The organism is Nonomuraea fastidiosa, from assembly GCF_042751225.1.
GTDB lineage: Bacteria > Actinomycetota > Actinomycetes > Streptosporangiales > Streptosporangiaceae > Nonomuraea > Nonomuraea fastidiosa.
Window position 1 is genome coordinate 6,399,349 of sequence record NZ_CP170570.1, and the last position, 24,495, is coordinate 6,423,843.

Sequence of the window (24,495 nt, forward strand, 5' to 3'; positions counted from 1 at the left end):
GAGCACCCCCCTATGCGCGATCGCACCCGTTATCTCTATCTGGCCGTCGTCGTGGCGGTCCTGCTCGGCATCGTCGTCGGCTTCGTCGCGCCCGACCTCGCCGTCCAGCTGAAACCCATCGGCACGGGCTTCGTCTCGCTGATCCAGATGGTGATCGGGCCGGTCATCTTCTGCACGATCGTGCTCGGCATCGGCTCGGTACGCCAGGCGGCCAAGGTCGGCAAGGTCGGCGGGCTCGCGCTCGGCTACTTCATCGCCATGTCCACGGTGGCGCTGATCATCGGCCTGGTGGTCGGCAACGTCATCGACCCCGGCTCCGGCCTGCAGCTCACCGACGCGGCCAGGGAGCGGGCCGAGGCGGAGGCGGCCAAGGGCGCCGAGGCGAGCATGGTGGACTTCCTGCTCGGCATCATCCCGAAGACGCTGGTCTCGGCGCTCACCGAGGGCTCGGTGCTGCAGGCGCTGCTCGTCGCGCTGCTGACCGGGTTCGCGCTGCAGGCCATGGGCCGCAAGGGCGAGCCGATCCTGCGCGGCATCGAGCACTTCCAGCGGCTGGTCTTCCGCATCCTCGCCATGATCATGTGGGCGGCGCCGGTGGGCGCGTTCGGCGCGATCGCGGCCGTCGTCGGCGACACCGGCATCGAGGCGCTCAAGAGCCTGGCCATCATCATGATCGCCTTCTACGTCACCTGCGTGCTGTTCGTCGGCGTCGTGCTCGGCGCGATCCTGTGGCTGGTCGCCAGGATCAACCTGTGGTCGCTGCTGCGCTACCTGGGCAGGGAGTTCCTGCTGATCCTGTCCACCTCGTCGTCGGAGACGGCCCTGCCGCGGCTCATCGCCAAGATGGAGCACCTCGGGGTGAGCAGGACGGTGGCCGGCATCACCGTGCCGACCGGCTACTCCTTCAACCTCGACGGCACCGCCATCTACCTCACCATGGCCACGCTGTTCATCGCCACGGCCACCGGGTCGCCGCTGGGCTTCGGCGAGCAGGTCACGCTGCTGCTGTTCATGATGATCGCCTCCAAGGGCGCGGCGGGCGTCACCGGCGCCGGCCTGGCCACGCTGGCCGGCGGCCTGCAGGCGCACCGGCCCGAGCTGGTGGACGGCGTGGGCCTCATCGTCGGCATCGACCGGTTCATGTCCGAGGCCAGGGCGCTGACGAACTTCGCGGGCAACGCCGTGGCCGCCGTGCTCATCGGCACCTGGACCGGCGAGTTCGACAGGGAGCGCGCGGGACGCGTGCTCGCCGGGCAGGCGCCGTTCGACGAGGCCACCCTGCTCGACGACGGCGATGACAGCGGTGACGAGGATCCCCGCGAACCCGCCAAGGAGCTGTCGCCCGCCTGACATCGCGCCCGCGTCTTCCGCCGCTCGTCCGCCTGACACGGCGCCTGCGCCTCCCGCCGCTCGCCCGGCCGGGAGGCGCGGCGCTTTCGCCGTGCGGGCGGTCATACTATCGGGAGGCGCAGCACGAAGCGGGCGCCTCCCGGACGGTCCTCGACGCGGATGGTGCCGCCGTGGGCGATCGCCACGTCGCGCGCGATGGCGAGGCCCAGCCCGGTGCCGCCCGCGTCGCGGCTGCGGGCCGCGTCGAGGCGGGTGAACCGCTCGAAGACGCGCTCGCGGTCGTGCGGGGCGATCTCGACGCCGTCGTTCTCCACGGCCAGTACCACCATGGCGTGGCTCTCGGCGCCGTTGTCCCGGCGCGGCACTCTGCCGCGCTCCTCGCGCACGGTGACGAGGACCATGGTCTCGGCGTGCCGCTGGGCGTTGTCCAGCAGGTTCGTCAGCAACCTGGAGAGCTGCAGCCGGACGCCCTCGACGTACGCGCCGTCCGCCAGGTCCACTTCGACGGGGATCTTGTCGCCGCGGGTGGCCAGCTCCTGGCGTACCAGGCAGGACAGGTCGAGGCGCTCCCTGACGATGTCCACCCGCGAGCCGATCCTGGCGAGCAGCAGCAGGTCGGAGATGATGGCCTCCAGCCGGTCGGTGTCGCGCAGCGCGCTCTCCACCAGGGCCTCCAGGTCGGTGTCCTCCGGGTAGAGCTGGGCGCTCTCCAGCTGGGCGCGCAGCCCGGCGATGGGGGTGCGCAGCTCGTGCGAGGCGTCGGAGGCGAACTGGCGCTGCTGCTCGGCGGAGCGTTCGAGCCGGGCCAGCGTGCCGTTGATGGAGCGGGCGAGCTGGGCCACCTCGTCCTCGCCGGGCGGCTGGGTGACGCGGCGGCTCAGGTCGCCGGCGTGCACGCGGTCGAGCTCGGCGCGCATGGTGGCGACGGGCCGCAGCGCCCGGCCGGTGACCAGCCACGTGGACCAGGCGGCCAGGGCGATGAGCATGGTGACCTCTATCGCCACGACGATCTCCAGGGTGCGTGTCTGCAGCACGTCGGGCGAGCTGCGGCCGGCGTAGACGATGGGGGAGTCGGGGGAGACCGACACCCGCACCGCCGAGACGTGGATGCATTCGGTGGGCAGGCAGTTCGTGGTGTTGATGACGCGGTCGGCGGGCGTGGGCCGGATGTCGCTGAGCGGCGGCAGGGTCCTCGCGCCGTCGCTGGCGCCCAGCAGCAGCCCTTCGGCGCTCACCACCTGGACGAGGTCGACGGTCGGGTTGGGCACCGGGATGGCGGCGCCCAGAGGCAGGACGCCGCCGCGCAGCTCGAACGCGATCCGCTCGGCGGTGTCCTGCGTGTCGTTGAAGACTCCCTCGGCGACCAGCGTCTTGGTGACGACGATCCCGGCGATGGCAACGGGGATGAGCACGAGGGCGGCTATGGCCGTCGCGATGAGAGTGAAGCGTCCCCGCAGGGATCTGGCCCACCAGGGTGCCATCCCCTGAGGCTACCGAGGGTAAATGCAGCGATTTGTCCGCTATGTGCCGGGTAAGGGAAAAGATTCGGCAAGTGCAGCGGTTCGGTCAGCGCTGCAGCCACACGGTGGTGTCCGGGGGGACCGCGCCGTCGTCCGCCAGCGGGCCGCTGGACAGCAGCACCTCGCCGCCCAGGTCGAGGCGTACCGGCTCGTCTCCGGTGTTGAGCACCACGACCAGGCCGGGATCGCGCTCGATCACCAGCACGTCCTCAGAGGGGGAGTCGAGCCACGTCAGCGTGCCGCCGCCGAGCGCCGGGTGCCGCTTGCGCAGCCGCAGCGCGGCGCGGTAGAGGTTCAGCGTCGAATCCGGGTCGTCCTCCTGCGCCTCGGCCGACAGCGCCGCCCACTCCGGCGGGATCGGCAGCCACGGGTCGCGCCAGCCGAGCCCCTCCGACGACGTCCACGGCAGTGGCACCCGGCAGCCGTCGCGGCTCTCGCCGCGCCGCAGGAACGCCGGGTCCTGGCGCAGCTCGTCGGGGATGTCGAGCACCTCGGGCAGGCCCAGCTCCTCGCCGTTGTAGAGGTAGGCGGAGCCGGGCAGCGCCAGCATGAGCAGGGTGGCCGCGCGGGCGCGGGCCAGGGAGCCGTGGCGGGTGACGTGGCGCGGCTTGTCGTGGTTGGACAGCACCCACGTGGTGGGCGCGCCGACCAGCTCGGCCTCCTTCAGCGACTTCTCGATGACCGAACGGAACGACTTGGCGTGGAAGTCGGCCATCATGAACTCGAAGTTGAACGCCTGGTGCAGCTCGTCGGGCCCGACGTACCGGGCCAGCCGCTCGGGCGAGGACACCCACGCCTCGGCCACCGCCATGCGCCCGCCGGGGTAGGAGTCGAGGATCGGCCGCCACTCGCGGTAGATGTCGTGCACGCCGTCCTGGTCGAAGTACGGCACCTGCTCGTCGCCGAGCATCTCGGCCTGCGGGCCGTCCTTCTGCCCCACGTCGGGCAGGCCCTCGGCCTTGATCATGCCGTGCGCCACGTCGATGCGGAAGCCGTCCACGCCCCGGTCCAGCCAGAAGCGCAGGATGTCGCGGAACTCGGCCCGCACCTCGGGGTTCTCCCAGTTGAGGTCGGGCTGCTCGGGGGCGAACAGGTGGAGGTACCACTGCCCGTCCTCGACCTGGGTCCAGGCGGAGCCGCCGAAGATGGACTCCCAGTCGTTCGGCCGGTCGCGGAAGATGTAGCGGTCGCGCCGCTCGCCGCGCAGCGCCTGCTGGAACCAGGGGTGCCGGTCGGAGGAGTGGTTCGGCACCAGGTCCACGATGACCCTGATGCCCTTGGCGTGCGCGTCGGCGACCAGCGCGTCGAAGTCGGCGAGCGTGCCGAACATCGGGTCCACGTTCCGGTAGTCGGCCACGTCGTAGCCGCCGTCGGCCATCGGCGAGGTGTAGAACGGGCTCAGCCAGATGGCGTCCACGCCCAGCTCGGACAGGTAATCGAGGCGCTGGCGCACGCCCTCGAGATCCCCCATGCCATCGCCGTTGGCGTCGGCGAAGCTGCGGGGGTAGACCTGGTACACGACGGCGTCCCGCCACCAGTCGTCGTTGCCGAGCATGTGCGTCCTTCCCGGGAGGGTCCGGATGTCCGGTGTGGTTCTGGTGAAGGATGTCCGATTCACCGCACGAAGGTCAAGTGCAAGTTTCCGAAAGTTGCAGATCTCTGTCCCGCCGTCATGATCGGGTGTCCACCAGGTCAGGACCATTCGTGAGGGTGATGATCGGGTAACGCTCTTGCGCAAGTTCTTCCACTTTTTGCAAAGAGCCGCTAACGTCCCGGAAACGTCGAGCCAACCTCGGCGGCGGCGCGAGCCGCCGTTCCTCCGTGACCTCAGGAGGTCCCCCCATGCGCATCCGGGCTCTGGGTGTGGCAGCTCTCGCGACTCTGGCGTTCGCGGCGACCGCGTGCGGCGGATCGTCGTCACAGACCCCGGCGGAAGGCACGGCGTCATCCGCCGCGTCATCGGCCCCCGCGACCGCGGGCGGCACCCTCGTGATCTGGGCCGACCCCAACAGGGTCAAGGCGCTCAAGCCGTTCGCCGACCAGTTCGGCACCGAGAACGGTGTGACCGTCGAGGTCAAGGAGATCAGCAAGGACAACCAGACGACCTTCCTGACCGCCTCACAGCAGGGCAGCGGCCCCGACATCATGATCGGCGCGCACGACTGGATCGGGAACCTGGTGCAGAACGGCGCCATCGACCCGGTCACCCTCACCGAGGAGCAGAAGGCGGCCTTCTCCCCGAAGGCGATCCAGGCGATGACCTTCAACGGGCAGATCTACGGAGCCCCGTACGCGGTGGAGAACATCGCCCTGATCCGCAACACCGAGCTCGCACCCGACGCCCCCGCGACCATCGAGGACATGATCGCCAAGGGCAAGGAGCTCAAGAAGGACGGCAAGGTCAAGGAGGTGCTCTGCCTGCCGGTCGGCCAGAAGGGCGACGCCTTCCACGTCTACCCGATCTTCGCCTCCGGCGGCGGCGCGCTGTTCGGCACCACCTCCAGCGGCGACCCCGACCCCAAGCAGGTGCTGCTCGGCTCCGAGGGCTCGGTCAAGGCGTTCGAGAAGCTCGCCGAGCTGGGCGAGAAGGGCGAGGGCGCGCTGCGCACGTCGCTGACCAACGAGAACTACATCCCGACCTTCGCCGGCGGCAAGTGCGCCTTCCTCATCTCGGGCCCGTGGGCGATCGGCGAGATCAAGAAGGCCGGCGTCTCCTACGACATCACCGCCGTCCCGCCGTTCAAGGACGGGCAGCCGGCCACCCCGTTCGTCGGCGTGCAGGCGTTCTTCGTCGCCTCCAAGGGCAAGAACAAGGCTCTCGCCCAGGAGTTCGTCGCCAACTACGTGACCAACAAGGACGTCGCCAAGGCGCTCTACGACGCCGACCCGCGGCCCCCGGCACTGTCCGCCGCCCTTGAGGAGGTCCAGGCGAGCGACCCCGACGCCGCCAAGTTCATGGAGGCCGGCAAGGACGGCCTGCCGATGCCCGCCATCCCCGCGATGGCCGCCATCTGGGAGCCGTTCGGCATCGCCGAGACGTCCGTGGTCAAGGGCGGCGACCCGGCCAAGGCCGCCGCGGCCGCGCAGAAGGCCATCGACGGCGCGCTCAAGAACTAGCCGCTCATGACGACGGACGTGCGCGAACCCGGGCGCGCGGCACCGCGGCCACGCCCGGAGCGGACCACCGCGTTCGTGGTGAGCAGAATCGCGGTCCTCGGCGTGGCCGCCGCGATCCTGCTCTACGCCGTGCCGCCGCTGGTGGCCGCCGAATCGTGGGTGCCGCTGACGCTGCTGTGCGCCGCCACCGCGGGCATCTCCTACCTCTATCTGACCCGGCGCTTCATACCGGCCAAATACCTCATCCCCGGCACCGTCTTCCTCATCGCCTTCCAGGTGTTCCCCGTGCTCTACACGGTGACCACGGCGTTCACGAACTTCGGCGACGGGCACCGGGGCGACAAGGCCGCCGCCATCGCGGCCATCCAGAGCGGCTCGGTCCGGCAGGCGCCGGGCTCGCCCGAGTACACGCTCACCGCCGCCCTGCGCGGCGAGGAACTGGTGTTCCTGCTCGTGGACCCGAAGACCGAGCAGGTCTCGTTAGGCACGAAGGACGGCGTGGAGCCGCTGCCCGGCGCGCAGGTCGGCCTCACCGGCAAGGTGCTCGCCGCACCCGGCCTCACCGTGCTCAAGGCACCCGAGGCCGCCGCCCGGGGGCAGGAGATCAGCGCGCTGGCCGTCCCCACCCGCGACGGCCTCATCAAGGCGAACGGGCTCAGCCGCGCCGTCGAGGGCAAGGCGACCCTGGTGTACGACGCCGCCTGCGACTGCATCCAGGGCGAAGGCGGCCCCTGGCAGGCCGACGAGTCGCAGGGCTACTTCGTCAACGCCGAGGGCGAGCACCTGGCCCAGGGCTGGCAGGTCAACGTCGGCTTCGACAACTTCCTGCGGGTGCTCACCGAGCCCACCATCTCCCGCTACTTCGCCGGCGTGCTGGGCTGGAACCTGGTCTTCGCGCTCGCCTCCGTGCTCGGCACGTTCGCGCTCGGCATGTCCGTCGCCCTCGCCCTGCACCATCCGCGCATGCGCGGCACCCGCGTCTACCGGATCGTGCTGATCCTGCCGTACGCGATGCCGGCCTTCGCGATGCTGCTGGTCTGGCGCGACATGTTCAACCGCGACTTCGGCCTGATCAACCAGCTACTCGGGGCCGAGATCGACTGGCTCGGCCAGACCGCCACCGCCAGGCTCGGCGTCGTGCTGGTCAACCTGTGGCTCGGCTTCCCGTACATGTTCCTCGTCACCACGGGTGCGCTGCAGGCCATCCCGCGCGAGCTGACCGAGGCCGCGGCCATCGACGGCGCCACCCCGTGGAAGGCGTTCCGCCGGGTCACGCTGCCGCTGCTGCTCGTCGCGCTCACGCCGCTGCTGATCTCGTCGTTCGCCTTCAACTTCAACAACTACAACGCCATCGCCCTGACCACCGACGGCGGGCCGTTCCCCGCGGAGAACCCGATGGTCGGCGGCACCGACCTGCTCATCACCTACACCTTCAGGCTCGCGTTCGGGCCGGCCGGCGCGCAGTTCGGCTTCGCGGCGGCGATCTCGGTGTTCATCTTCGCCATCGTGGCGATCATCTCGGCGGTGGCCTTCCGGCGTACCCGCAAGCAGGAGGAGGTCTACGCGTGAAGCTCGCCCTGCGGCACGTCTTCGTGCTGGCCGTGTGCGCGTTCGCGGTCTTCCCGATCCTCTTCGTGATCTCCGCGGCGCTCAACCCGCTGGGCACGCTGGCCTCGACCGAGCTGCTCCCCACCGGGGCCAGCCTGGAGAACTTCGGCGACCTGCTGACCTCCGAGACCTATCCCTTCGGCCGCTGGTTCTTCAACTCGGTGTTCATCGCGCTGGTGTCGTCGTTCGCCAGCATGGTGCTGTCGCTGATGGCCGCGTACGCCTTCAGCCGCATGCGCTTCACCGGCCGCCGGGTCGGGCTGCTCGCGCTGCTGCTCATCCAGATGTTCCCGCAGTTCCTGGCCATCGTGACGATCTTCATGATCTTCACCAGGGTGACCGAGCTGTACCCCGCGCTCGGCTTCGACACCGTGTGGGGCCTGCTGCTGCTCTACCTCGGCGGCGCGCTCGGCGTGAACACCTGGCTGATGAAGGGCTTCCTCGACACCGTGCCCAAGGAGCTGGACGAGGCCGCCACCGTGGACGGCGCCACCCACGCCCAGATCTTCTGGCGCATCATCCTGCCGCTGGTCACGCCGATCCTCGCGGTCACCGCGCTGCTGGCGTTCATCAGCACGATGAGCGAGTTCCTGATGGCGAACGTGTTCCTGCGCGACCCCGACAGCAAGACGCTCGCGGTCGGCATGTACGGCATGATCGCGGGGGATCACCGCAACACGAACTTCGGCATGTTCGCCGCGGCCACCCTGATCACCGCCGTGCCCACGGTCGGCGTGTTCCTGTGGCTGCAGAAGTACATCGTCTCCGGCCTGACCGCCGGAGCCGTCAAGGGGTGAAAGGGCACAGTGCGTTACCTCGGGGAACCTCATCACGACGGCTCCGCCCTGTACGTCTCCGACCAGCGGCCCGAGCTGGGCGCGCGGGTCACGCTCTGGCTGCGCGCCCCGCTGGCCGCCGGGGTGACCGGCGTGCACGTGCGCGCCGTGCACGACGGCGAGCCCCGCTACGCCGAAGCCCGCGTCGACGAGACACGCCAGGGCGCGGGCGGCTACGGCAGGACCGACGTGTGGTGGCGGGCCGAGATCACCGCGGTCAACCCCGTCACCCGCTACCGCTTCCTGCTGCGCACCCGCGCCGGGCAGCGGTGGCTGACCGCGGCGGGCCTGGCCGCGCACGACGTCACCGACGCCACCGACTTCCGGCTCATCTGCCACGAGCCGCCGCCGTCGTGGCTGGCCGACGCGATCGTCTACCAGATCTTCCCCGACCGGTTCGACCGCTCGGGCCCCATGCCCGAGACGCCGGCGTGGGCGCTGCCCCGCGACTGGGACCGCGACCCCGTCATCCCCAGCGGCCCCGGCACCTCCACCCAGTTCTACGGCGGCGACCTCGACGGCATCACCCGCAGGCTCGACCACGTGAGCGCACTCGGCGCCGACACCGTCTACCTCACGCCGTTCTTCCCCGCCCGCTCCAACCACCGCTACGACGCCTCGACCTTCGAGCACGTCGACCCGCTGCTCGGCGGCGACGCCGCGCTGCACCGGCTGTCGGACGCGCTGCACGCGCGCGGCATGCGGCTCATCGGCGACATCACCACCAACCACTGCGGCGACGCCCACGAGTGGTTCACCACCGCCGTCTCCGACGTGCACGCCCCCGAGCGGGAGATGTTCTACTTCGACTCCGCGACCGGCGACTACGAGTCCTGGTGGGGCTTCAAGTCGCTGCCCAAGTTCAACTGGGGCAGCGAGCTGGTGCGCGAGCGCATGACCGCGGTGCTGAAGCGCTGGCTCGGCCCGCTCGACGGCTGGCGGGTGGACGTCGCCAACATGACCGGCCGCCTGGCCGCCGACGACTACGCGCACGAGGTCGCCGCCATGCTGCGCGCCGAGGTCGGCCCCGACGCCGCGCTCATCGCCGAGCACAACCACGACGCATCGGCCGACCTCGACCGCGGCGGCTGGCACGGCACCATGAACTACGGCGGCTTCACCCGCCCCGTCTGGGCCTTCCTGCGCGGCCCCCAGGTGGACCTGGAGCACTTCCTCGGCACGCCGGGCGGCATCCCCGAGCGCGACGGCCCCGCCACGGTGGCCACGTTCCGGCAGTTCGCCGCCCACATGTCGTGGCGCTCGTACGTGCACTCCTGGCAGCTGCTCGACTCCCACGACTCGCCCCGCGTGCGCACCGTGACCGGCTCGCGCGAGCGCCACCTCGTCGCGGCCGGCCTGCAGGCCACGCTGCCCGGCACGCCGATGATCTTCGCGGGCAGCGAGTTCGGCCTGACCGGCGTCAACGGCGAGCACTCGCGCACCCCCATGCCCTGGAACCGCCCGGCCGACCAGGACCTCGCGACGCTGGCCGGCTACCGCGAGCTGTTCGGCCTGCGCAGGGCCGAGCCCGCCCTGCGGCACGGCGGCCTGCGCTGGCTGCACGCCGACGCCGACTGTCTGGTGTTCGCGCGGGAGACGTACGAGGAGACGATCGTGGTGTGCGCGCGGCGGGCGCCCGGCGCGCCGATCCCGCTCGGCGAGCACGCCACCGGCCTGTACCAGGCGGCCGACGCAGACGTCATACCGGGCGACGGACCTTTGGTGAGTATGTGGCGCCTGAGACGTTGATCACGCTACGGTGGCACCCGTTGATTCTCCGTACCTTCTCATCTCGATAGTGGTGTGCCACGTATGAGGTTGGTGTCTGTAGCCGTCATTGCTTCGCTCCTGCCCGCCGTTCCTGCCGCCGCCGCGACGGAGTCCACGCGGTCCGCGCCATCGACCGCGAGCGCGAAGGCGGGCACCACCTATTACGTCGACTCCCGTGCCGGTGACGACTCCGCCGACGGCACGAGCGAGCGCACCGCGTGGAAGACGCTGGCGAACGTCAACGCCGCCGAGCTCAAGCCGGGCGACACGATCGCCGTCAAGCGCGGCAGCACCTTCACCGGCCCGCTCACCCTTGAGGCCGACGGCACCGCCGCCAAGCCCATCGTCGTGCGCGCCTACGGAAAGGGCCCGCTCGCCAAGATCGGCGGCACCGAGGACGACTGCGTGATCGTCAAGGGCGACTACTGGCGCATCAGCGGGCTGCGCGCCTCCGGCTGCCGCTGGGCCGGCTTCCGGCTCGACGGCCGCCGCATCGAGCTGTCCGGTGTGAAGGCCGACCGCAACATCGCCGGTGTGATGGTCGCGCCGTCCGGCTCGCACAACACCATCCGCGACAGTGTGCTGACCGACAACAACCGGATGAGCGTCAACGACTCGGGCGGCGACAACGACTCGGGCGCGTTCGGCGTGCTGCTCAACGGCGACGACAACCTCGTGACCGGCAACACCATCACCGGCAGCTACGCCAAGAGCAAGGACTACGGCACCGACGGCGCCGCCGTCGAGATCTTCAACGGCGACCGCAACGTCGTCACCCACAACATCGCCCGCGACAACGACACGTTCACCGAGCTCGGCGCGAAGAAGGGCAAGACCGCGACCGGCAACGTGTTCGCCTTCAACGTGGTCACCTCCAAGCGCAGCCGCGGCTCGTTCCTCATCACCCGAGGCCCGCGTCACATCGTCGGCCCGGTCAAGGGCACGATCGCGGTGCACAACTCCGTCTACCTGCCGGCTCGTGACACCATCGGCTGGTCCTGCCACGACGGGTGCTCGCCGTCGATCCTGAAGCTGCGCAACAACGTGATCCACGTCGGCGGCGAGGCCGGCTTCGCCGACGGCAAGGGCGCCGACGAAGCGGGCGGCGTCTACAAGGGGCGTACGGCCAGGTTCAAGCCGGGGCCGAAGACGGTGATGGCCGATCCGCAGTTCGTCTCCCGCACGGACCTGCGGCTGCGTCCCGGCTCCCCGGCGATCGGCCGTGGCGTGAAGCTGAGCTCCAAATGGTACGGCGGCAAGGCGATCCGCAAGGACGCCGCCGGCAAGCTCCTCACGTCCGCGCCCGACGCGGGTGCCTACCAGCACTGAACGCGATGCTGGATTCCGAGCACCTCGCGGCGCGCCGGGAGCTGGTGCGCAGGCTCGCCGAGTCCGACGCCCCCAGGCGCTACTGGCACCTGGGGGACGCCGGCGGGCGGGCCTGGCTCTTCGAGAGCGTCGAAGGCGACGGCGAGCACTGGGCCGTACGCCAGGTGGAGGTGGGCGCCGACCGGGCCGCCCGCCGCTACTGGTGGCGCCGCCTCCAGGACGACCAGGGGTTCCTCGCCGACCAGCCGCTGGAGATCTGGGAGCTGGCCGAGATCACCCCTGAGGCGTTCGAAGCGGTCTGGGACGCCGCCGGCTGACCTGCAACCGGTGCCCGCGGCGCCGCCCGCCGGCCTGAAACGGCCCGCCGCCTGCGACGCCGCGGGCCACTCAGAGCGGCGACCGCCGCTTTCCTGCCCGGCTTACTCGGCGAGGGCCGGATAGAGCACGTCGAGGCCGGCGGACAGACCGGACCTGGCCTGCTTGCTGACGTCGTCGGCCAGCACCTCGTACGCCCCCGACTCCAGCCCGTCCAGCGCCGCCGCGACCGCCGTCTCGGGGGAGATCTTCGGCTCGGTGAGGCCGGCGACCATGTCGGTGTCGATGTAGCCGGCGTGCACGCCCACCACCTGCGTGCCCTGTTCGAGCAGTTCGAGCCGCAGCGCGTTGGTCAGCGACCAGGCCGCCGCCTTCGACGCCGCGTACGTGGTGACGCGGGGGAAGGTGATCCACGACAGCACCGACAGGATGTTCACCAGCGCGCCGCCGCCGTTGCGGCCCAGGACGGGCGCGAAGGCGCGGCTCATGGCCAGCGTGCCGAAGTAGTTCACCTCCATTTCGGCCCTGGCACCGTCCAGGTCGGCCGCGGGGCCGCGCGAGATCCCCGCGTTGTTGATCAGCAGGGTGACGTCACCGCACTGCTCGGCGGCTGCGGCCACGGCGGCCGGGTCGGTCACGTCGAGCGCGATCGGGGTGAGTGCCGGGTCGGTGATCGTCTCGGGGTCTCTGGCGGCGGCGTAGACCTTCGCCGCGCCGCGCTCGAGGAGGGCGCGGGCGAAGGCGGCCCCGAGGCCGCGGTTGGCGCCGGTGACGAGCGCGACGCTGTCGGTGATCTTCACGAGATTCGCTCCAGGATGAGGGCGTTGGCCAGGCCGCCGGCCTCGCACATGGTCTGCAGGCCGTAACGGGCGCCACGCTCGTGCAGGGCGTGGACGAGGGTGGTGGTGATGCGGGCGCCGCTGGCGCCCAGAGGGTGACCGAGGGCGATGGCGCCGCCCTTGACGTTCACCTTGCCCGGGTCGGCTCCGGTCTCCTGCTGCCAGGCCAGCACGACGCTGGCGAACGCCTCGTTGACCTCGAAGAGGTCGATGTCGGCGAGGCTCAGCCCGGCTTTGCGCAGCACCTTCTCGGTGGCCGGGATCACGCCGGTGAGCATGAGCAGCGGGTCGGAGCCGGTGACGGCGAAGCTGTGCAGCCTGGCCAGGGGCCGCAGGCCGAGGCGGGCCGCGGTCTCCGACGTGGTGATCAGCACCGCCGCGGCGCCGTCGTTGATGGGGCTGGAGTTGCCGGCGGTGACCGACCAGTCGATCTGGGGGAACCGCTCGGCGTAGCCGGGGTCGGCGAAGGCCGGCTTGAGCCCGGCGAGGATCTCGGGCGTTGTGGTCGGACGTACCGACTCGTCCCTGTCGAGCCCGGCGAGCGGCGCCATCTCGGCGCTGAAGTCGGCCGCGGCGGCCTTGGCGTGCGACTGCGCGGAGAACGCGTCGAGCCGCTCGCGGCTGAGCGACCACTTGGCGGCGATCAGCTCGGCGCTGATGCCCTGCGGCACCAGGCCGTCGGGGTAGCGGGCGGCCAGGCCGGGCCCGAACGGGTCGGTGCCCGGCGGCACGTTCGACCACATGGGCACGCGGCTCATCGACTCCACGCCGCACGCGATGACCAGGTCGTACGCGCCCGACATGACGCCCTGGGCGGCGAAGTGCACGGCCTGCTGCGACGAGCCGCACTGCCGGTCCACGGTGACGGCCGGCACGGAGTCGGGGAAGCCGGCCGCCAGCCAGGCGTAGCGGGTGGTGTTCATGGCCTGCTCGGCCACCTGGTCGACGCAGCCGCCGATGACGTCGTCCACCTCGGACGGGTCGATGCCGCTGCGCTCGACGAGCGCTTTCAGCGCGTGGGCGAGCAGATCGACCGGGTGCACGCCGGACAGGGCGCCGCCGGGTTTTCCCTTGCCGATGGGGGTGCGTACGGCCTGCACGATGACGGCGTCACGCATCGCGGACCCTTCCTCGTAGGTTGGATTTTCCAACCCACCATAAGTGAGTTGGAAAATCCAACGCAACTCCTACGAGGTCGGCGAGGAGAAATTCGCCAGGCCGTGGATGATCAGCCGGATCGCGGTGTCGAAGTCGCGCTCGATCTCCTCGGGGTCGTCGGGCAGGTGGCCCTGCGTCTCGGCCATGACGAAGCCCGTGACGAACGCGTGCAGCACGTCGCTGGTGCGCCGCAGCTCGGACTCCGGCACTCCGGCAAGGCGCAGGATGCGGTAGAGCGCCTGCCAGAGCGCGTGCTTGCGGTCGGAGATGATCTCGGGGTGCTGGTGGAGGTAGGCCCACAGATTCGAGTGGGTGCGGGTGTGCTCGTGATAGGCGATCGCGAGCCGCCTGAGCTGGTCCTGCCAGGGTGAGCCGTCGTCGGCGGGCAGCTTGATGCGCTGGTCGGCGGTGGTGCAGAGGATCTTGATCAGCGCCTCTTTGTTCTCCACGTGGTGGTAGAGCGACATCGGGTTGACTCGTAGCTCGGCCGCCAGCTTGCGCATGGACAGCGCCTCCACGCCGCCCTCTTCCACCAGGCGCAGTGCCGTGGTGCAGATCTCTTCGATGGTCAGGGGTGTGCCTCTGCGCGCGCTCACAGCCATACGCCGTATGGTAGCGTCAGCCATACGGTGTATGGCTAATGGAAGGGAGCAAACCCATGGCGCGGATTCCCGCCCCTAAGGGCCTGCCGATCGTCGGCAACACCTTGCAGATCCCCTCGCACGCCCCGGTCGAGCACTTCATGAAGGTGGCCTCGCAGTACGACGAGGGCATCGTCCAGTTCGAGGTCGCCGGCCGCCGGATCGTGATGGTCTACGACCCCGACCTCGTGGCCGAGGTGTGCGACGAGAGCCGCTTCGTCAAGCGCATCAGGCCGCCGCTGACGATCGTGCGCGACTTCGGCGGCGACGGGCTGTTCACCGCCGACTCCGACGAGCCGGTCTGGGGCCACGCCCACCGCATCCTCATGCCCGCCTTCAGCCAGCGCTCGATGAAGGCGTACTACCCGCAGATGCTGGAGATCGCCGAGCAGCTCGTCGCCTCGTGGGCCGCCCGCCAGGGGCAGGACCTGCGGGTCACCGACGACACGACCAGGCTCACCCTCGACACGATCTCGCTCACCGGCTTCGGCTACCGCTTCCGCTCCTTCGACTCGCCCGAGCTGCACCCGTTCCTGACCGCGATGGGCGGCGCGCTGACCGAGGCGATGCTGCGCAACCAGCAGCTCCCGATCGTGACCAGGCTCAAGAAGTCGCACGAGCGCTCCTACCGGCGCGACATCGCCACCATGCAGTCGCTGGTGGACGACGTGATCAAGCAGCGCAGGGCGGAGGGCGGCGGCGAGTCCGCCAAGGACCTGCTCGGGCTCATGATGGAGGCCGCCGACCCGCAGACCGGCGCCCGGCTGTCGGACGAGAACATCCGCAACCAGGTGCTCACCTTCCTCATCGCCGGCCACGAGACCACCAGCGGGCTGCTCTCGTTCGCCCTGTACAACCTGCTGCGCGAGCCGCACACCCTGGCCCGCGCCTACGACGAGGTGGATCGGCTGCTGCCCGGCGACGAGCCGCCCACGTACGAGACGATCATGAAGCTGGACGTCATCCCCCGCGTCCTGGAGGAGACGCTGCGGTTCTGGTCGCCCATCCCGCTCTTCAACGTCAGCGCCATCCGCGAGACCACGATCGGCGACTACCTCATCCCCGAGGGCCAGGGCGTCGGCGTGCTGCTGCCGCTGCTGCACCGCCACCCCAAGGCGTGGGAGCGGCCCGACGAGTTCGACATCGACCGCTGGCTGCCGGAGAACAGAAAGCACCACCACCCCGCCGCGTACAAGCCGTTCGGCAACGGCGAGCGCGCCTGCATCGGCCGCCAGTTCGCGCTCACCGAGGCCCGGCTCGCGCTCGCGATGATCCTGCGCCGCTTCGCGCTGTCCGACCCCTCCGCGTACCGGATGAAGCTCAAGCAGACGCTCACCTTCAAGCCCGACGGCTTCACGCTGCGGGTCCGCGAACGACGGCCGCACGAGCGCGCCGTGCCCGCCGAGCCGACCGCGCAGGAGAGCGAGCGGCAGGACGTCACGGTGACCGGGGTGCCGCTCACCGTCGCCTACGGCTCCAACCTCGGCACCAGCGCCGACATCGCCGAGCGGCTGGCCGAGCGGGCCGGGCGGGCCGGCTTCGCGGTCACCCTCACCACGCTCGACGAACTCACCCCGCCGAGCGAAGGCCTGCTGATCGTGGTCGCCTCCTCCTACAACGGCAAGGCGCCCGACAACGCCCAGCGCTTCGACGCCCTGGAGAGCCTGCCCGACCTGTCGGGGGTGCGCCTGGCCGTGCTGGGCTGCGGCAACACGCAGTGGCCGACGTACCAGGACTTCCCGCGGCGCGCGTACGACAAGCTCACCGCCGCCGGGGCCGTGCCGATCGTCGAGCGGGGCGAGGCCGACACCGACGGCGACTTCGACGGCGACGTCACCGCCTGGACCGCCCGCCTGTGGGCGGCCCTCGCCGAGGAGTACGCCGCCGACGCGGGCGGCGCAGGGCCTCGCTACCGGATGGAGGTGCTCCCCGAGACCGAGGTCAGGCCGTCGGTGGTGTCGGAACGCGCCGTGCCGTTCACGGTGGTCGCCAACGAGGAGCTGACCGGCGACCCCGAAGGGCTGTGGGACTTCTCCGTCGAGGCGCCGCGCCCAGGTGTGCGCTCCATCGTGGCCAGGCTGCCCGAAGGCGTCACCTACACGGCGGGCGACCACATCGCGGTCTTCGCCAAGAACGACCCCGAGCTGGTCGAGTGGGCGCTGCGCTGCCTGCGGGTGCCGCGCGAGCAGGTCGTCCGGCTGCACGCCGACGGCGCCACCCACCTGCCCGTCGGCACGCCGGTCACCGCCGGGCTGCTGCTGACCGAGTTCGCCGAGCTGCAGGAGGTCGCCACGAGGTCCGACCTGGAGGCGCTCGCCGCGCACACCGAGTGCCCGTGGACCAAGCGGCAGCTCGCCGAGCTCACCTCCTCCTACGCCGACGAGATCCTCGCCAAGCGCATCTCGCCGCTCGCGCTGCTCGACCGCTTCCCCGCCATCGAGCTGCCGCTGCCGGTGTTCCTGGAGATGGCCGGGCCCATCAAGCCGCGCTACTACTCCGTCTCCTCCTCACCGCTCGCCGACCCTGGTCTCGTCCGGCTCACCGTCGGCCTCGTCGAGGGCCCCGCCTGGTCCGGCAACGGCACCTACCAGGGCATGTGCTCGGCGTACCTGGCCGGGCTGAAGGAGGGCGACGTCTTCTACGGCTACGTACGTGTGCCCGCGCCGCCCTTCCGCCTGCCCGCCGACCCCGCCACGCCGGTCATCCTCGTCGGCCCCGGCACCGGGTTCGCGCCGCTGCGCGGCTTCCTGGAGGAGCGGGCGCTCACCGGGGCCCGCGGGCGCGCCGAGGTCTTCACCGGCTGCCGGTACCCCGAGCACGACCTGCTGTACGGTGACGAGCTGGCCGCCTGGGAGCGGGCCGACGAGGTGAACGTGCACCGGGCGTACTCGGCGGTCGCCGGGCATCCGTACCGGTTCGTCCAGGACGCCGTGGCGGCGCACGCCGACGAGGTGTGGGAGCTGCTGGAGCAGGGAGCCCACGTGTACGTCTGCGGCGACGGCCTGCGCATGGCCCCGGCGGTCCGGCAGGCCCTGCTCGACATCCACCGGGACAAGACCGGCGAGGACGGCACTGCCTGGCTGGCGGAGCTGGAGGCCCAGGGCCGCTATCAGCAGGATGTCTTCGCCTGACGCCGACCCGCTCCGCGCGGCACGTCTGTGCGCGGCGCCGCCGTGCCAGGTCCGCCGTGCCAGCGCCCCCGTGTGCAGCGCCGCCTTGTGCAGCGCCGCCTTGTGCAGCGCCGCCTTGTGCAGCGCCGCCTTGTGCAGCGCAGTCCGTGTAAGCGTCGCCTTGTGCGGCGTCACCCGTGCAAGCCGGCCGTCCAGGCCCGCCGCACGCACCCTCTGCCCCACCCAGGTGCGCCGTACACAACCCCCGCCCCCGCCCAGGGCGCCGCACACGACCCCCGCCCTGTACAGGGGCGCCGTACGCGGGATCGCCGTGTGCTACGTCCGCGACGCGCGGGATCGCCGTGCGCACCCCCTGCACCGTACGGGATCGCCGTGTGCGACCCCCGCGACGTGCGCGATCGCCGTGTGCAACCCCCGCCAAGTACAGGCTCGCCGTGCATAAGCCCACTGTCCAGGGCGCGCCGGCACAAAGCTCGCCGTGCAAAGCGCGGTGCGCTTGGGCGCGGCGGGCTGCCAGTGCGAGGTACGCGCGGCAGGCCTGCTTGGCGGGCTTAGGTGCGGCGACCGGCACGCTGCGCCTGGCGGGCTGTGGCGGCGGGATTAGGTGCCGGCGAGCGACGGGAATGCGTCGGCGGGCTGTGCCTGGTGGTCTGTGGCGGTGGGTTGCCGTGTGGCGAGCGGAGGGCTGCGCGTGGTCAGCCTGCGTGCGGCGCATGGCGAACCTGTGTGGTGCGGGTGGCGAACCTGTGCGGTGCGGGTGGCGAACCTGTGCGGTGCGGGTGGCGGGCTCGTGCGTGGCGTGCTGCGTGTGGCGGGCTTGTGTCGCGGTGAGCTGTGCTTTGTCGGGTGATGCGTCTTGGCGGACGCTCCCTTTATCGACAATCCGGACTTAACACAGCAATGTTGGAAATAACCGCAGCATGTACGACATATCCGTGGAACATGCTCGAAACCTTTCCACGGCAATGTGAGAGCCTCTGCGGAAAGGGGGCGGACATGCTGCTGCGTCTGAGGGTGTCGCTGCCCGACAGGCCCGGCGGTCTCGGCCAGGTGGCCAAGGCGCTGGGCACCCTGGGTGCCGACATCCTGCAGGTCACCGTGCTCGAACGCGAGGCCGGGCGGGCGGTGGACGACTTCACCGTCTCCTGGCCGGCGCCGGTGACCGCCTCCGAGGCGCGCGAGCGGCTCTCCGCCCTGCCCGGCGTACGGGTCGAGGGGGTGTGGCCGACCAAGGAGGTGCCCGGCTCGGCCCCTGACTACGACCTGCTCATGCACGTCGCCAGCGAGCCCGCCAGGGGTTTCGCCACGCTCGTGGACGCGCTGCCCGGGCTGTGCGGGGCCGAGTGGTCGCTGGCGGTGGCCGACGGCGTCGTACGGCACGCCTCGCTGGCCGCGCCCGCCTCGTTCGAGCTGCCGGAGCCGCCGCCGCGGCCGGTCACCATGGACGCCGAGAAGCTGCGCCTGCTCCTGCTGCCGGTCGCCGCCGCCGGGATGCACCTGGTGGTGGCGCGGTCCGACGGCCCCCACTTCCACCGCGCCGAGGTCGAGCGCGTGTCGCGCATCGTGGACGTGGTGTCGAAGCTGGCCGCTCGCGCCGACCCGCAAAAGCCGGCCGCCCGCGCCTGACCGGCGGCCCCGCGGCCCAGCGCGAGACGCCCGCGGTCAAACGCGGACCATGACTCGGGGCGCGCGCGGCCTGATACGGACCATGACTCGGGACGTCGCGCGGCCCGATGCGGACCATGGCTCGGGATGCGCGCGGCCCGGCGCGGATCATTGACCGAACATTGATCTGGTCACTAACGTGGGCGTTCCGACGGTGTGCACAGCTGCCGAGGAGCCGCCCTTGACCGTCCACCAGCCCGCCATCGGCCGCTACTACGAGGACTTCACCGTCGGGGACGTCTACCAGCACCCCATGGGCCGCACGATCAGCGAGGCGGACAACACCTGGTTCACGCTCCTGACGATGAACACGAACCAGAACCACTTCAACGCCCACTTCGCCGCCAAGGCCCCCACCGGGAAGATCATCGTGAACTCGGGGCTGACCGTGGCGATCGTGCTCGGCCTGTCCGTCATCGACATCAGCCAGACCGCGATCATGAACCTGGGCTGGACCGACATCAAGCTCACCCACCCGGTGTTCGTCGGCGACACCCTCTACGCCGAGTCGAAGGTGACCGCCAAGCGGGAGTCGAAGTCGCGCCCGTACGCGGGGATCGTCACCGCCTACACGCGCGGGCTCAACCAGGACGGCGACGAGGTCATGTCGTGGACCCGCACGGTCATGGTGTACAAGCGCGACGCCCCGCACGACAAGGGCTACTTCCCCCAGGCCAAGACCGGCCCGCTCTGAGGAGGCGACCCGCATGGACTTCGAGCTGACCGACGAGCAGAAGGCGTTCCGCGAGACCCTGCGCGCGTTCGTGGACAAGGAGATCATGCCGGTCGCGATCGAGTGGGAGCACTCCGGGCGCTACCCGGCCGAGATCATCGACAAGATGAAGCAGATGGGGCTGTTCGGACTGTCGGTGCCCGAGGAGTACGGCGGTCTCGGGGCCGACATGGTCACGTTCGCACTCGTCTTCGAGGAGATCGCGCGCGGGTGGATGGGCGTGGCCGGCACCATCGGCTCCCACTCGCTGGCCTGCTGGATGATCGCCCGCCACGGCACCGACGAGCAGAAGCGCCGCCACCTGCCCGACCTCGCCACCGGCGCACGGCGCACCGCCATCGCGCTGACCGAGCCCGGCGCCGGCACCGACCTGCAGGGCATCCAGACCCGCGCGGTACGCGACGGCGACCACTACGTCGTCACCGGCACCAAGACCTGGATCACCAACGCCCGCCACGCCGACCCGCTGCCCGTCCTGGTCAAGACCTCGATCGAGGAGCCCGCGCACAAGGGCATGTCGGTGCTGCTCGTCGACCCCGACCTGAAGGGCTTCAGCGTCAGCCGCGACCTGCCCAAGCTCGGCTACAAGGGCACCGAGACCTGCGAGGTCGTACTCGACGAGGTGCGTGTGCCCGTCTCGTGCCTGCTCGGCGGCGTCGAGGGACGCGGCATGCAGCAGGTGCTGGGCGGGCTGGAGATCGGCCGTATCAACATCGCCGCCCGCGCCGTCGGCGTCGCCCAGGCCGCGTACGACGCCGCGCTCGCCTACTCCCGCCAGCGCACCGCCTTCGGCCAGCCCATCTCCGACTTCCAGGCCATCCAGCTCAAGCTCGCCGACATGGCCACGGAGATCCAGGCCGCGCGGCTGCTCACATACTGGGCCGCCTCCCAGGCCGACGGCGGCCGCCGGGTGGACATGGAGGCCGGCATGGCCAAGTACTTCGCGTCGGAGGTGGCGCTGAAGGCGTCGCTGGAGTCGATGCGCATCCACGGCGGGTACGGGTACTCGCAGGAGTACGTGGTCGAGCGGCTCTACCGGGACGCGCCGCTGATGGCGATCGGCGAGGGCACCAACGACGTACAGCGCATGGTCATCGCCCGCGCGCTCATCTCGGGCAAGGGCAAGGTCGGCTGGTGACCCCGCCGCTCCCCGGGCCGCTCGACGCCGCTGCTCATGCTGGCCGGGAGCACGCCGCGGGGGAGCGAGGAAGACCACGTCCGACCGGCCACATCCCGCCCCGGCGCCTGGTCACGGGCATGGGAACGGACACGGCCACGGGCACGGGCATGCGGGGCGCCGGCGGGGGACAGGGGCGGTTCTCGCCGGGTTCGTTCACGCCATCAGGCCCCGCGGCATGGAGGCGCGGCGGCACAGCCGTCAGGTGGAGGTGCGGCGGCACAACCGTCAGGTGGGGGCGTTCTTGAGGGGTTGTTCGCCCGTCCTCCGCGCATCGTTCAGCCGGTAAAGGGTAGGTTGGGGCGGGTGTCCGCAGCCACTTCACCCCCTGTGTCCCCGTCCGCCGTCACCTCCGCCGGCCGCCTCGCCTGGCTGGACGCCCTGCGGGGGATCGGCGCGCTGGCGGTCGTGGCCGAGCACATGCTGCCGTGGTTCGTGCCCAGCCTGCGGCCCTACTGGTTCAGTCTCGGCGTCTACGGGATTCTCGTCTTCTTCCTGGTCAGCGGCTACATCATCCCGGCGTCCCTGGAACGGCACGGCGACGTGCGGGCGTTCTGGATCAGCCGCTTCTTCCGCCTCTATCCCCTCTACCTCGTGGTCATCGCCGTCGTGCTGGCGCTGTCGTGGTGGGTGCCGGTGCGGGAGGCGGTGGTGCGCGACGGCAGCGCGGTGGCGGCGCACGCGACGATGCTGCTCGACGTGGTGGGCATCGGCGGGGTCGCCGACACCATGTGGACGCTCTCGTACGAGATGGTCTTCTATCTGGTGGTCACGGCGCTGTATCTGACCAGGGGACATGAGCGCAGCGGGACCTGGGCGATCGTGTTCGCGGTCGCGGCGGTGCTGGTGGGTCTGGTCGCGTCCGGCGCGGTGTTCGGCGGCGGATGGCCGGCGTACGTGTCGTGCGCGGTGTTCGTGCTGGGCCTGACCGGCGTGCTGGTGGGCCGCCTGCGCACGTTCTCGGCGTGCGCGCTCGGCGTGATGGCGGTGGCCTGCCTGCTGCTGAGCAGCCGGGTGCCGTGGCTGGGGACGGCGGTGCTCGCGGTGATGTTCGCCGGCACGGCGATCTACCGGTGGGAGCGGGGCACGGGCCCGCTGTGGCCGGTGGCGGTGACCGGGGCGCTGGTGGTGATCGCGCCCGTGTGGGCGATCGAGAGCGGCTGGTGGTGGGTGCAGGCGGACGTCTGGCTGACCACGATCCTGCTGGCGGCGGCCACGTTCGCGGGCGGTATGGCGCTGCGGGGGCGGCGGCTGCCCAGGATCCTGGTGTGGTTCGGGCTGATCAGCTACTCGCTCTATCTGGTGCACCACCCGCTGCTGCGGTACTTCGTGCGGGTCAGCGGCGACCTGCGCGGCGAGCCGCTTGCGTACCAGCTGGTGATGACGGCGGCGGCGCTGGTCGTGATCATCGCGGTGAGCGCGGTGACGTACCGGTTCGTGGAGAAGCCGATGCAGGACCTGGGACGGCGGATCTCACGCCGGTGCCGCGGCGGGCCGCAGGGCGGCGGCGAGGTGCGGGTGCCGGGCGAGAGCACCGGCGACGACCGGGTCCTCCGCCATGAGGAACGCCAGGTGCCGCACCGCGTGAGCGACGACGTTGACCAGGGCGAATCGGTCGGGTGACGGCGCGGCGGGAGTGCTGCCGCGGGCGATCTCCAGCACCGGCGCCTCGGTCGCGGGCAGCCAGGGCTCGGGGTCGGGGCAGATGGCGTACGTGAGGACGACGGTGCCGTCCGGCTCGTAGCGCCAGCTCGTGGAATGGACGACGGTCCCGGGGTCGGCGGCGGAGATCCCGCCCAGCCGCCTGGCCGCCTCGTCCGGGCTCTCCCCGGGCCGGGGGATCGTCGAGGCCGTCCGGTACGACCAGCGGCCGCCGGCGTCCACCCTGAGCATGAGCGTCTCAACTGAGACCACGTGTCCTGCCGTCATCGCCACCAACTTACTGCCAATCATGTGCAGGTGCGTTGAACTGGCATGTCCCGTGTCGGTCTTGAAACGCCCGGGCGGCCGGGTTGTGATCGATGGCGTGTGAGGAGGTGGCCGACGGTGATGCCCGGTTTGCTGGTGTTGATGGGGTCGGGGGAGACGAGCCCGACCATGGTCGAGGTCCACCGCGCCGCGGCGCGGACGTTGCGCGCGGGGGCGCGGGCCGTGCTGCTCGACACCCCGTACGCCTTCCAGGAGAACTGCTCCGACATCTCCGCTCGCGCCCGCCGCTACTTCGCCCGCAGCGTCGGGCTCGAGGTGGAGGTGGCGCCGTCCATCGCCGGAGCGGACTGGGTGTTCTCGGGGCCTGGCAGCCCCACGTACGCGCTGGACCGCTGGGCCGCCTCCGGCGTGGCGGGCGACCTGCGCGCCCGGGTGCGCGCCCGTGAGGGCGTGACGGTGCTCGCCTCGGCGGCGGCCTGTACGGCGGGCCTGGCCACCGTACCGGTCTATGAGATCTACAAGGTGGGCGCGGACCCGCACTGGCGCGAGGGCCTCGACCTGCTGGAGCCGCTGGGCCTGCAGGCGGTGGTGATCCCGCACTTCGACAACGCCGAAGGCGGCACCCACGACACCCGCTACTGCTACCTAGGGGAGCGGCGGCTGTCGCGGATGGAGCGCGAGCTGCCGCCGGGCACCGCCGTGCTGGGCATCGACGAGCACACCGCGCTGATCATCGATTTGGCGAGCGAGGAGGTGCGGGTGGCGGGGCGCGGCGGGCTGACCGTGCGCAGGGCCGGGTCGGCGACGGTGCTGCCGTCCGGGACGCGTACGGACCTGGCCGGGCTGCGCCGCCTGGCCGAGGGCGGTACGGCGGGCGGCTCACCCGTCCTGGCGCCGCCTCAGGACCAGGCCGCGCCCGCCGAGGTGACGCTGGAGGAGTCGATCCGCTCGTGCGAGGAGACGTTCGCCGCCGCGGTAGCCGGGCGCGACCCGATGCGGGCCGCGGAGGCGGTGCTCGACCTGGAGGCGGAGATGGTCAAGTGGGCCGCCGACACCGAGGAGGACGCAGGCGGCGTCGAGCAGGCCAGGGAGCTGATGCGGCTGCTGATCGCCCGGCTCGGCGAGCTGGCCGCCGAGTCGGGCCGGCGCTCCGAGCAGCTGACCGCCCTGGTGGAGCCGCTGCTGGAACTGCGGGCCGAGCTGCGCGCGAGCGGCCGGTACGACGTGGCCGACGCCCTGCGCGCGGCCCTGGTCAGGGGCGGCGTCGCCGTCGAGGACACCCCCGAGGGCTCCCGCTGGAGCCTCGCGTGACGCCGTACGGCCGGCTGCGGGGCGCGGCGCGCTCCGGCGGCGGGCCGGATCGGCCCCGGGCGCGGC

18 protein-coding genes are annotated in these 24,495 nt (G+C 71.2%); 13 read left to right on the top strand and 5 right to left on the bottom strand.

Annotated features, from left to right (window positions below; genetic code table 11):
- Positions 1-12: 12 nt before the first annotated feature.
- Positions 13-1,350 carry a cation:dicarboxylate symporter family transporter gene (locus ACFMQL_RS29400; protein WP_364053971.1) on the top strand — a complete coding sequence of 446 codons (1,338 nt, stop codon included), beginning with the start codon at positions 13-15 and terminating at the stop codon, positions 1,348-1,350.
- A 101-nt stretch (positions 1,351-1,451) separates the two neighbouring features.
- On the opposite strand, the gene ACFMQL_RS29405 is transcribed toward ACFMQL_RS29400, so the two are convergent.
- Together ACFMQL_RS29405 and ACFMQL_RS29410 are read right to left on the bottom strand one after the other, a co-directional pair.
- On the bottom strand, positions 1,452-2,831 hold the full coding sequence (locus tag ACFMQL_RS29405; RefSeq protein WP_378788020.1) for a sensor histidine kinase: 1,380 nt from the start codon (positions 2,829-2,831) through the stop codon (positions 1,452-1,454).
- 85 nt (positions 2,832-2,916) lie between these two features.
- Complete coding sequence (locus tag ACFMQL_RS29410) at positions 2,917-4,425, bottom strand: glycoside hydrolase family 13 protein (protein ID WP_364053965.1); 1,509 nt, start codon at positions 4,423-4,425, stop codon at positions 2,917-2,919.
- A 287-nt stretch (positions 4,426-4,712) separates the two neighbouring features.
- On the opposite strand from ACFMQL_RS29410, the gene ACFMQL_RS29415 reads away from it, so the two are divergent.
- The 6 genes from ACFMQL_RS29415 (at position 4,713) to ACFMQL_RS29440 (ending at position 11,847) form a co-directional block, all read left to right on the top strand.
- Positions 4,713-5,987 carry an extracellular solute-binding protein gene (locus ACFMQL_RS29415; RefSeq protein WP_378788022.1) on the top strand — a complete coding sequence of 425 codons (1,275 nt, stop codon included), beginning with the start codon at positions 4,713-4,715 and terminating at the stop codon, positions 5,985-5,987.
- Positions 5,988-6,065: 78 nt separating this feature from the next.
- Complete coding sequence (locus tag ACFMQL_RS29420; protein WP_378788024.1) at positions 6,066-7,556, top strand: ABC transporter permease subunit; 1,491 nt, start codon at positions 6,066-6,068, stop codon at positions 7,554-7,556.
- Positions 7,553-8,392, top strand: coding sequence for a sugar ABC transporter permease (locus ACFMQL_RS29425; RefSeq protein WP_364053957.1), 840 nt, complete (start codon positions 7,553-7,555; stop codon positions 8,390-8,392). Before ACFMQL_RS29420 ends, ACFMQL_RS29425 begins: the two co-directional genes overlap by 4 nt.
- 9 nt (positions 8,393-8,401) lie before the next feature.
- Positions 8,402-10,180, top strand: a complete 1,779-nt coding sequence (locus tag ACFMQL_RS29430; RefSeq protein WP_364053954.1) for a glycoside hydrolase family 13 protein — start codon at positions 8,402-8,404, stop codon at positions 10,178-10,180.
- A gap of 63 nt (positions 10,181-10,243) precedes the next feature.
- Positions 10,244-11,530: a right-handed parallel beta-helix repeat-containing protein gene (locus tag ACFMQL_RS29435; protein ID WP_364053951.1), complete on the top strand. Its 1,287-nt coding sequence runs from the start codon at positions 10,244-10,246 to the stop codon at positions 11,528-11,530.
- Positions 11,531-11,535: 5 nt separating this feature from the next.
- A complete protein-coding gene (locus ACFMQL_RS29440) occupies positions 11,536-11,847 on the top strand; it encodes a hypothetical protein (RefSeq protein WP_364053948.1) in 312 nt (103 codons plus the stop codon).
- 102 nt (positions 11,848-11,949) lie between these two features.
- On the opposite strand, the gene ACFMQL_RS29445 is transcribed toward ACFMQL_RS29440, so the two are convergent.
- The 3 genes from ACFMQL_RS29445 to ACFMQL_RS29455 all read right to left on the bottom strand — a co-directional run bounded on the left by ACFMQL_RS29445 (position 11,950) and on the right by ACFMQL_RS29455 (position 14,444).
- Positions 11,950-12,645: an SDR family oxidoreductase gene (locus ACFMQL_RS29445; protein WP_364053945.1), complete on the bottom strand. Its 696-nt coding sequence runs from the start codon at positions 12,643-12,645 to the stop codon at positions 11,950-11,952.
- Positions 12,642-13,802: a thiolase family protein gene (locus tag ACFMQL_RS29450; RefSeq protein WP_378788027.1), complete on the bottom strand. Its 1,161-nt coding sequence runs from the start codon at positions 13,800-13,802 to the stop codon at positions 12,642-12,644. Before ACFMQL_RS29450 ends, ACFMQL_RS29445 begins: the two co-directional genes overlap by 4 nt.
- 69 nt (positions 13,803-13,871) lie before the next feature.
- Positions 13,872-14,444: a TetR family transcriptional regulator gene (locus tag ACFMQL_RS29455; protein WP_364053939.1), complete on the bottom strand. Its 573-nt coding sequence runs from the start codon at positions 14,442-14,444 to the stop codon at positions 13,872-13,874.
- Positions 14,445-14,500: 56 nt separating this feature from the next.
- Between ACFMQL_RS29455 and ACFMQL_RS29460 the strand changes: the two genes are divergently transcribed.
- The 6 genes from ACFMQL_RS29460 (at position 14,501) to ACFMQL_RS29485 (ending at position 24,429) form a co-directional block, all read left to right on the top strand.
- Entirely contained in the window at positions 14,501-17,614 is a 3,114-nt protein-coding gene (locus ACFMQL_RS29460; protein ID WP_378788029.1) for a bifunctional cytochrome P450/NADPH--P450 reductase, read from the top strand.
- 996 nt (positions 17,615-18,610) lie between these two features.
- A complete protein-coding gene (locus ACFMQL_RS29465) occupies positions 18,611-19,240 on the top strand; it encodes an amino acid-binding protein (RefSeq protein WP_364053933.1) in 630 nt (209 codons plus the stop codon).
- A gap of 220 nt (positions 19,241-19,460) precedes the next feature.
- On the top strand, positions 19,461-19,973 hold the full coding sequence (locus ACFMQL_RS29470) for a MaoC family dehydratase (protein ID WP_364053930.1): 513 nt from the start codon (positions 19,461-19,463) through the stop codon (positions 19,971-19,973).
- Between the two features lie 13 nt (positions 19,974-19,986).
- Entirely contained in the window at positions 19,987-21,150 is a 1,164-nt protein-coding gene (locus ACFMQL_RS29475) for an acyl-CoA dehydrogenase family protein (protein WP_364053927.1), read from the top strand.
- A gap of 345 nt (positions 21,151-21,495) precedes the next feature.
- A complete protein-coding gene (locus ACFMQL_RS29480; RefSeq protein ID WP_378788031.1) occupies positions 21,496-22,812 on the top strand; it encodes an acyltransferase family protein in 1,317 nt (438 codons plus the stop codon).
- Positions 22,813-23,238: 426 nt separating this feature from the next.
- Complete coding sequence (locus ACFMQL_RS29485) at positions 23,239-24,429, top strand: hypothetical protein (RefSeq protein WP_364053922.1); 1,191 nt, start codon at positions 23,239-23,241, stop codon at positions 24,427-24,429.
- Positions 24,430-24,495: the final 66 nt, after the last annotated feature.

Bases quoted from the DNA above. Each gene is read 5' to 3' on its own strand.
- ACFMQL_RS29400 (WP_364053971.1), top strand. From the start codon at position 13: ATGCGCGATCGCACCCGTTATCTCTATCTGGCCGTCGTCGTGGCGGTC.
- ACFMQL_RS29405 (WP_378788020.1), bottom strand. From the start codon at position 2,831: ATGGCACCCTGGTGGGCCAGATCCCTGCGGGGACGCTTCACTCTCATC.
- ACFMQL_RS29410 (WP_364053965.1), bottom strand. From the start codon at position 4,425: ATGCTCGGCAACGACGACTGGTGGCGGGACGCCGTCGTGTACCAGGTC.
- ACFMQL_RS29415 (WP_378788022.1), top strand. From the start codon at position 4,713: ATGCGCATCCGGGCTCTGGGTGTGGCAGCTCTCGCGACTCTGGCGTTC.
- ACFMQL_RS29435 (WP_364053951.1), top strand. From the start codon at position 10,244: ATGAGGTTGGTGTCTGTAGCCGTCATTGCTTCGCTCCTGCCCGCCGTT.
- ACFMQL_RS29440 (WP_364053948.1), top strand. From the start codon at position 11,536: ATGCTGGATTCCGAGCACCTCGCGGCGCGCCGGGAGCTGGTGCGCAGG.
- ACFMQL_RS29450 (WP_378788027.1), bottom strand. From the start codon at position 13,802: ATGCGTGACGCCGTCATCGTGCAGGCCGTACGCACCCCCATCGGCAAG.
- ACFMQL_RS29455 (WP_364053939.1), bottom strand. From the start codon at position 14,444: ATGGCTGTGAGCGCGCGCAGAGGCACACCCCTGACCATCGAAGAGATC.
- ACFMQL_RS29460 (WP_378788029.1), top strand. From the start codon at position 14,501: ATGGCGCGGATTCCCGCCCCTAAGGGCCTGCCGATCGTCGGCAACACC.
- ACFMQL_RS29465 (WP_364053933.1), top strand. From the start codon at position 18,611: ATGCTGCTGCGTCTGAGGGTGTCGCTGCCCGACAGGCCCGGCGGTCTC.
- ACFMQL_RS29475 (WP_364053927.1), top strand. From the start codon at position 19,987: ATGGACTTCGAGCTGACCGACGAGCAGAAGGCGTTCCGCGAGACCCTG.
- ACFMQL_RS29485 (WP_364053922.1), top strand. From the start codon at position 23,239: ATGCCCGGTTTGCTGGTGTTGATGGGGTCGGGGGAGACGAGCCCGACC.